Below are 7,374 nucleotides of genomic sequence, written 5' to 3' on the forward strand. Positions count from 1 at the left end.
CTCGGGCCAGGCCGCCCGCGAGGTCAGGCCGTCCCGGGCCCGCTGTTGGTCGGCGGGTAGCCGGGGCGGACCGGGATCGGCGGGGTGGGGAGCGGGGGGAGGGCGGTCCCGTGGAGCCACGACGTGAGCAGGCCGTCCACCGGCTCGGTCGCGTAGCGGGACACGTGGGCGATGAAGCCCCCGGTGGTCACCACTCCGTGGCGGTGCACGGCGGCCCAGTCGCGCAGCATGCGGAAGAACGGCCCGTCACCCAGCGCGCAGCGGATCGCGTGCACCGTGAGGCCCCCGCGCTGGTACAGACGGTCGTCGAACATCAGCTTGCGGCCGGGGTCGGCGAGGACCAGGTCCTGCGGCTGCGCGGCCAGCAACCGGTGCGCGGCGAGCGCCAGTTCATGGGCGGTTCGGCCGCCGGAGCGCTCCGACCAGAGCCACTCGGCGTACTTCGCGAAGCCCTCGTTCAGCCAGATGTGCCGCCAGTCGGCGATGGACACGCTGTTGCCGAACCACTGGTGCGCGAGCTCATGGGCGACGAGCCGCTCCGAACCCCGCACGCCGTCCACGTGGTTGGCGCCGAAGAGGGACAGCCCCTGGGCCTCCACCGGCACGTCCAGCTCCTCGTCGGCGACCACCACCGCGTACTCGCCGAAGGGGTAGGGGCCGAACAGTTCCTCGAAGAGCCGCATCATCGCGGGCTGCCGGGCGAAGTCCCGGGAGAACCTCGGCAGCAGGTGCGCCGGTACGTGGGCGCTCTGCGGAACCCCGCCGAGCCCGGGGTCGCCGAGCAGCACGGTCTGGTACATGCCGATGGAGAGGCCGACCAGGTAGCTGGAGGTCGGCGCGGTCTGCTCGTACACCCAGGTGGTCGTGGAGGCCCTGGTCGTCCGGGTCAGCAGCCGTCCGCCGGCCACCACCGTGTACGGGGAGGGCGTGTTGACCGAGATCTGGTACGAGGCCTTGTCGGCGGGCCGGTCGTTGCACGGGTACCAGGACGGGGCGCCGACCGGCTGGCTCGCGACGAGCGCGCCGTCGGTGAGCTCCTCCCAGCCGAGGCCGCCCCAGGGGCTGCGGACCGGCTTGGGGTTGCCCGACCAGTGCACCTCCACGGTGAAGGCGGCGCCCGCGGGGAGGGGCTTGGCCGGCCGGAGGCGGAGTCTGCCGCCCCGGTGGGAGTAGTGGGGAGCCCGGCCGTTCACCTGGACCCGGCCGACCTTGAACTCGGCCAGGTTGAGGGCGAACTCGGTGAGCGGCGCCCGGCCGACGATCGCGCTGATCCGGGCCGTCCCGGCCAGCCGGTTGGGGCCGGGACGGTAGTCCAGAGCGAGTTCGTACCGGTGCACGCGGTAACGGGGATCTCCGTTGGCCGGAAAGTACGGGTCCGACGCCGTTGTCCTCTGGCCGCTCACTGCCGCTTCCGCTCCCTGCGCTGTGCTCGTACGCCGTGGCCCCTTCAGGACCGCCACGCCTCGATCGGATTGCCCAGCCAGCGGGTGTCGGCGGGGACGGATTCCCCGGCCATCACGAGAGAGGCGGGTCCCAGTGTGCTGCGGGCCCCGACCGTGCTCCCGGGCAGGACGATTCCGCCCGGGCCCAGGGTGGCGCCCTCGCGGAGGACCACAGTATCCGTCCTCAAGATCCGGTCGTGGAAGAGGTGGGTCTGCAGGACACAGCCCCGGTTCACGGTGACGGCGTCGCCGAGGGTCACCAGGTCCGTCTCGGGCAGCCAGTAGCTCTCGCACCAGACGCCCCGGCCGATCCGGGCCCCGAGACCGCGCAGCCACAGGGCGAGGAGCGGCGTCCCCGGCACCGATCCGGCCAGCCAGGGCACGGCCAGGACCTCGACGAAGGTGTCGGCCAGTTCGTTGCGCCACACGAAGCCGCTCCACAGCGGGTGCTCCCCCGTCCGGTGCCGGCCCACGAGGAGCCATTTCGCGGTCACGGAGACCAGCGCGGCGGTCGCCCCGGCGGCGAGCAGGACCACTCCGGACAGCAGCGCGGTCCCCGCGGTCCCGAGCCCGTCCGTCGTGGCCAGGGCGCACAGCGCGGCCACGGTCAGGACGGCGAGCGCGGCCGAGCAGAACACCGGGACGAGCCGGCACAGCTCCACCAGGCCCCGGGCCCACAGCAGGCGCGCGGGCGGGTCGTAGGTGCGGCTCCGGTCCGCGGCGGCGGCCGAGCGCGGCAGCTTGACCGGCGGCAGGCCGAGGTACGAGCTGCCCTTCTTGGCCTTCTTCGGCGTGGCCGACAGGACGCCGACCAGCCCGTCGTCGGGCACGCTGCGGCCCGGCGCGGTCATGCCGGAGTTGCCGAGGAACGCCCGGCGGCCGATCACGGAGTGTCCGATGCGGACCCAGCCGCCGCCCAGCTCGTAGGGGGCGGTCAGGGTGTCGTCGGCGAGGAACGCGCCTTCGCCCACGGTCGTCAGGCTCGGGAGCGCGAGCACCGTCGACACCTCGGCGCCCCGGCCGATCCTCATCCCGAGCAGCCGCAGCCACACGGGGGTGATCAGCCCGGCGTACAGCGGGAACAGGGTCTCCCGGGACAGGTCCATCAGCTGTGTGACGGTCCAGGCCTGCCAGCCGACCCGGCTGTGCGTCGGGTGCGTCCCGGTCTTCAGCCCGAGGCTGAGCAGGCGCACCGCGACGAGGAGGAGCAGCGCGTAGGCGAACCCGAAGGCGAGCGCTCCGGGCACCACGGCCGTCAGCGCGCCGAGGAGGGCCTCGGCGAGCCCGGCGTCGGCGGGTACGAACAGGCTGACGACGAGCAGCGCGGGCAGGGCGGCGAGCACGGGCAGGGCCGTGAGGAGGAAGCCGGTCGCTCCGTACACGGCACGCCAGCCGGCGGAGCGCGGCGGGCGTTCCTTGGGCCAGTTGCGCTTGGCCTTGCCGAGCTTGACGGCGGGCGCTCCGGCCCAGCGCTGGCCGGTCGGGACCGGTCCGGTCACGGCGGCGCCGGGGGCCACCTCGGCGCGCTTGCCGACCCGCGCGCCCGGGAAGAGCATGCTGCGGGTGCCGACGACCGCGCCCGCCCCGACCTTGACCGGACCGATCTCCAGCCGGTCCCCGTCGAGCCAGTGCCCGGAGAGGTCGACCTCGGACTCCACGGCGCAGCCGCGGCCGAGCTTGAGCATGCCGGTGACGGGAGGCAGGGAGTGCAGATCGACCTCGGGGCCGATCTTGGCGCCGAGGGCCCGTGCGTAGCGCTGCAGCCAGGAGCCGGTGAGGGCGGTCGCGCCGACGAGGTCGGCCAGCCGTTCGGCCGTCCACAGCCGCAGGTGCACGCTTCCGCCGCGCGGGTGGTGTCCCGGCTCGACCCCGCGCAGCAGGAGGCGGGCGCCGCCGGCCGCGAGGGCCAGCCGGCCCGGCGGGCTGTAGAACAGGGCGGCTCCGGCGGCGACCAGCCACCACGAGGCGGTGGGCGCCCAGGGGTAGGAACCGAACCGGTCGAGGACGTTGCCCAGGGCGAGCAGCGCCACCGTCCAGCGCAGGCCGACCAGGGTGAACAGCGGGAGCAGGAGCAGCGACTGTGTCACCTGGGTCCGGAGCGGGACGGGGGCGACGGTCCGGGCCGCGCCGCCGTCCTGTACGGACTGCTCCAGGTGGCGGGCGAGCTTCCGCAGGGTGGGCCGCTGGTAGATGTCGACCACGGCCGCGCTCGGGTAGCGGGTGCGCAGCCGGGTGGTGAGCTGGGCGGCGGCGAGGCTGCTGCCGCCGATCGCGAAGAAGTCGTCGGCGGCGCCGGTGACGGACACGCCCAGGGTCTCGCTCCACTGCTCGGCGAGCCAGGCCTCGGTGCCGTAGAGCTGCTCGACGGAGCCGGCGGGTTCCAGGTCGGGCAGCGGCCAGGGCAGCGCGGCCCGGTCCACCTTGCCGGAGGTACGGGTCGGGAGGTCGTCCACCGGCGCGAGGAGGGGCACCAGGGCGGCGGGCAGATCGGCGCGCAGCCGTTCGACCGCCGCGGCGCGGTCCCATCCCTCCTGGGTGACGAGGTAGCCGACGAGCAGCTGGTTGCCGCTGCGCGCCGTGCGGACGGCGGCGGCCGCGCCGGCGACGCCCGGAAGGGCCTGGAGCGCCGCGTCCACCTCGCCCAGTTCGATCCGGCGGCCGCCGAGCTTGATCTGCTCGTCGCCGCGGCCGAGGAAGACGAGCCCCTCCGGTTCCGCGCGGACGAGGTCTCCGCTGCGGTAGGCGCGCTGCCAGCCGAGGGAGGCGAGCGGGGCGTACTTCTCCGCGTCCTTCGCGGGGTCGAGGTAGCGGGCCAGGCCGACGCCCCCGATCACGAGCTGGCCGCTGCCGCCCATGGGCACGGGCTCGCCGGACTCGTCGACGACGGCCAGTTCCCATCCGTTCAGCGGGAGGCCGATGCGGATCGGTTCCTCACCGGTCAGCAGCGAGGCGCAGGCGACGACGGTGGCCTCGGTGGGACCGTACGTGTTCCAGACCTCGCGGCCCTCGGTGACGAGGCGCTGGGTCAGCTCGGGCGGGCAGGCCTCGCCGCCGAAGATCAGCAGCCGGACCTCGGCCAGGTCCTCGGGCTCCCAGAGCGCGGCGAGGGTCGGCACGGTGGAGACCACGGTGATCTCCTGTTCCACCAGCCAGGGGCCGAGGTCGGCGCCGCTGCGCACCTGGGAGCGCGGGACCGGCACGAGGCAGGCGCCGTAGCGCCAGGCGAGCCACATCTCCTCGCAGGAGGCGTCGAACGCGACCGAGAGTCCGGCCATGACCCGGTCGCCGGGTCCGACGGGTTCCTCGGTGAGGAAGAGCGCGGCCTCGGCGTCCACGAAGGCGGCGGCGCTGCGGTGGCTGACGGCGACGCCCTTGGGCACGCCGGTGGAGCCGGAGGTGAAGATGATCCAGGCGTCGTGCTCGGGCCCGGGGCGGGCGGCGGGGGCGTGGCCGGGCTCCGGGTCCCGGGTGACCTGGACGGAGTGTCCGGCGCCGAGCACCGCGCGCACCCCGGCCTCGCCGAAGACCAGTTCGGCCCGTTCGTCGGGGTCCTCGGCGTCGACCGGCACGTAGGCGGCCCCCGCGGCGAGGACGGCGAGGACGGCCACGTACAGCTCGTTGGTCCCGGAGGGCACGCGTACGCCGACCCGGTCGCCGAGCCCGACCCCGGCCGCGGCGAGGGCGCGGCGCCTGCGTTCGACCTCGGCGGCCAGCGCACGGTAGGTCAACCGGGTGGTGCCGTCGTCGAGGGCGAGCTCGTCGGGGTGTGCCCGTACGGTCGCGTCGAGGATGTCGACGAGTGTTCGGGGCGGGGCGGCGGGCGCCGCGGAGAACCGGGCCGCTTTGCCGGACTCCTCGTACGTCTCCCCGCCGTCGAGCAGAGTGACTTCACCGCGCTCAGGTGTGGCTGACATCGGCCCTCGCGTCTCGCTCCCGGAACGTCCGGGTCGCCGGTGGAGCCCGGGTCTGCCCAGGTTGTTCCGGTCCAGCGCCAAGCAGCCCGCCAGTCTAGTGCGCGAACCGGGATTTCCTTGTCCAACCGCTTGCGCGTGGCCGAGGAGGGACGGTAGGGCGCCGTGGGCGCCCACCCCGGCCGCGGTGTCCGGGGTGGGCGCCCGAGGGGGACGGTGGTGTCAGCGGTCCCGGTGGCCGGGGCGTCCGGGGTCCTCCAGGTACGCGGTGCACTCGGGGTTGTGGCAGGGGCCCGGGCGCCACACGGGCACGAAGACTCCCAGGGTCTTGTGCCGCGTCTTGACGGTCGAGGTCAGGGGCTGTTCGCAGACCGGGCAGACGAGAACTCCTCGGGGTCCGGCCTCATGCTCGGTTTTACTCATTCTTTAACAATAGGCATAACAGAAGAAAAGGGAAGAGCTGTGCGATATCAGTCATCCGGCGGCGGATCCGCCTCCTCGCCCTTCCCCGGGGACACCGGGTCGGCCGGTGGTGGGGGCCGGAGCAGGCTGAGGGCCACGGACCCCGCCAGGACGAGGACGATGACCGCGAGGCTGACCGGTGAGGGGATCTCGGGGATGTCGGTACTGATCGTCTTGTGGGACGCCTGGAGGACGAGCTTGACGCCGATGAAGGCGAGGATGATCGCGAGGCCCTTGTTGAGGTAGTGGAACCGGTCGAGGAGCCCGGCGAGCATGAAGTAGAGGGCCCGCAGGCCGAGAATGGCGAACGCGTTGCTCGTGTAGACGATGAAGGCGTCGTCGCTGACCGCGAGCACGGCGGGAACGCTGTCGACGGCGAAGATCAGGTCGGCCGCCTCGATCGCCGCCACCACCGCCAGGAGCGGCGTCGCCACGCGCTTGCCCGCCTCCTTGACGAAGAACTTCATCCCCGCGTACTCGTCACGGACCGGCATGATCTTGCGCAGCAGCCGTACGGCGAAGCTCTTGCCCGGCTCGAAGCTCTCCTCCTGATCCCTGAGGAGTTTGTAGCTGCTGTAGAACAGGACGGCGGCGAAGGCGAAGAGCACGGCGGTGAACCGGCTGACCACGGCGACGCCGAGGGAGAGGAAGATCCCCCGGAAGACCAGGGCGCCCATGACGCCGAAGAACAGCACGCGGTGCTGGTAGGCGCGGGGCACCTTGAAGTACGCGAAGATCACGGCGAAGACGAAGAGGTTGTCGACCGACAGGCTCTTCTCCAGCAGCCACGCCGTGGTGTACTCCGTGCCGGCCGTCGTACCGAGGACGACGAAGACGACCCCGCCGAAGATCAGGGCGAGCCCCACCCAGAGCGCGCTCCAGGCGGCGGCCTCCTTGAAGCCGATGACGTGCGCGCTGCGGTGGGCCAGCAGGTCCACCGTCAACGACACCACCACCGTGGCGGCGAAGGCGACCCACAACCAGAAGGGGACCTCAAGCACCTCGGTCACTCCCCGACGGCCCGCGCGGGCGCGCAGGCCCTTACCTCGCATTCTGGGGCCATTCACCCCGAGGGGCGATCCGGCGCCGTGCCGGGCCACCTGCGGAGGGGGTGGGACGGGGCGGCGGGACGGCGTTCGGCGTCAGCGCGTCCGCGATGCGGTCGGGCGGGGGACCGACCGGCGCGCGGTAGGACTTTTGCGGCTGTTCGGGGGGTTGTCGGCCTTCCTTCCGATCCGCTCCGGGTGGGGCTTCGAAGCACTCGCGGACCCGCCTCGCTGAGGAGGCGGGCCGCAGATCGATCGGAGCTCTCTCGTGCGTACTCGACGTGCCGCCCTCACGGTGGCCGCGGCCGCGGTGGCTGTTTCCCTGCTCTCCCCCGTCCTGGCTTCGGCGAAGCCCGCGGGGGCCGAGCCGTTCGTCCCGCAGGGCCGCGCGGCGGGCCACGGTCTGATCAGCGTCGGTCTGACCTCGGACCAGCGTCTCGTCGGCTTCGACGTCCACAACCCGGCCGAGAGCTGGTCGCTCGGGAAGGTCTCCGGCCTGTCGGGCGACACCAA

The 7,374-nt window shown here is 73.2% G+C and carries 4 protein-coding genes and 1 pseudogene; 1 reads left to right on the top strand and 4 read right to left on the bottom strand.

Annotated elements, in window-relative coordinates; translation table 11 throughout:
• Positions 1 to 23 precede the first annotated feature (23 nt).
• The 4 genes from ABT129_RS35935 to ABT129_RS35950 form a co-directional block, all read right to left on the bottom strand.
• Entirely contained in the window at positions 24 to 1,403 is a 1,380-nt protein-coding gene (locus ABT129_RS35935; RefSeq protein ID WP_351910094.1) for a M1 family metallopeptidase, read from the bottom strand.
• Between the two features lie 44 nt (positions 1,404 to 1,447).
• Positions 1,448 to 5,356 (bottom strand): Pls/PosA family non-ribosomal peptide synthetase, encoded by a 3,909-nt coding sequence (locus ABT129_RS35940; RefSeq protein ID WP_351910096.1) that lies wholly within the window; start codon positions 5,354 to 5,356, stop codon positions 1,448 to 1,450.
• A 219-nt stretch (positions 5,357 to 5,575) separates the two neighbouring features.
• The gene (locus ABT129_RS35945; protein ID WP_351910098.1) at positions 5,576 to 5,776 is read right to left on the bottom strand and encodes a hypothetical protein; all 201 of its coding nucleotides are present in this window, start codon (positions 5,774 to 5,776) and stop codon (positions 5,576 to 5,578) included.
• Positions 5,777 to 5,823: 47 nt separating this feature from the next.
• Complete coding sequence (locus ABT129_RS35950) at positions 5,824 to 6,816, bottom strand: TerC family protein (protein ID WP_351910100.1); 993 nt, start codon at positions 6,814 to 6,816, stop codon at positions 5,824 to 5,826.
• 313 nt (positions 6,817 to 7,129) lie between these two features.
• Between ABT129_RS35950 and ABT129_RS35955 the strand changes: the two are divergent.
• Positions 7,130 to 7,374 (top strand): annotated as a pseudogene (locus tag ABT129_RS35955) (DUF4394 domain-containing protein); the annotation flags it as partial.

Source organism: Streptomyces sp. NPDC002057 (assembly GCF_040296665.1).
Taxonomy (GTDB): domain Bacteria; phylum Actinomycetota; class Actinomycetes; order Streptomycetales; family Streptomycetaceae; genus Streptomyces.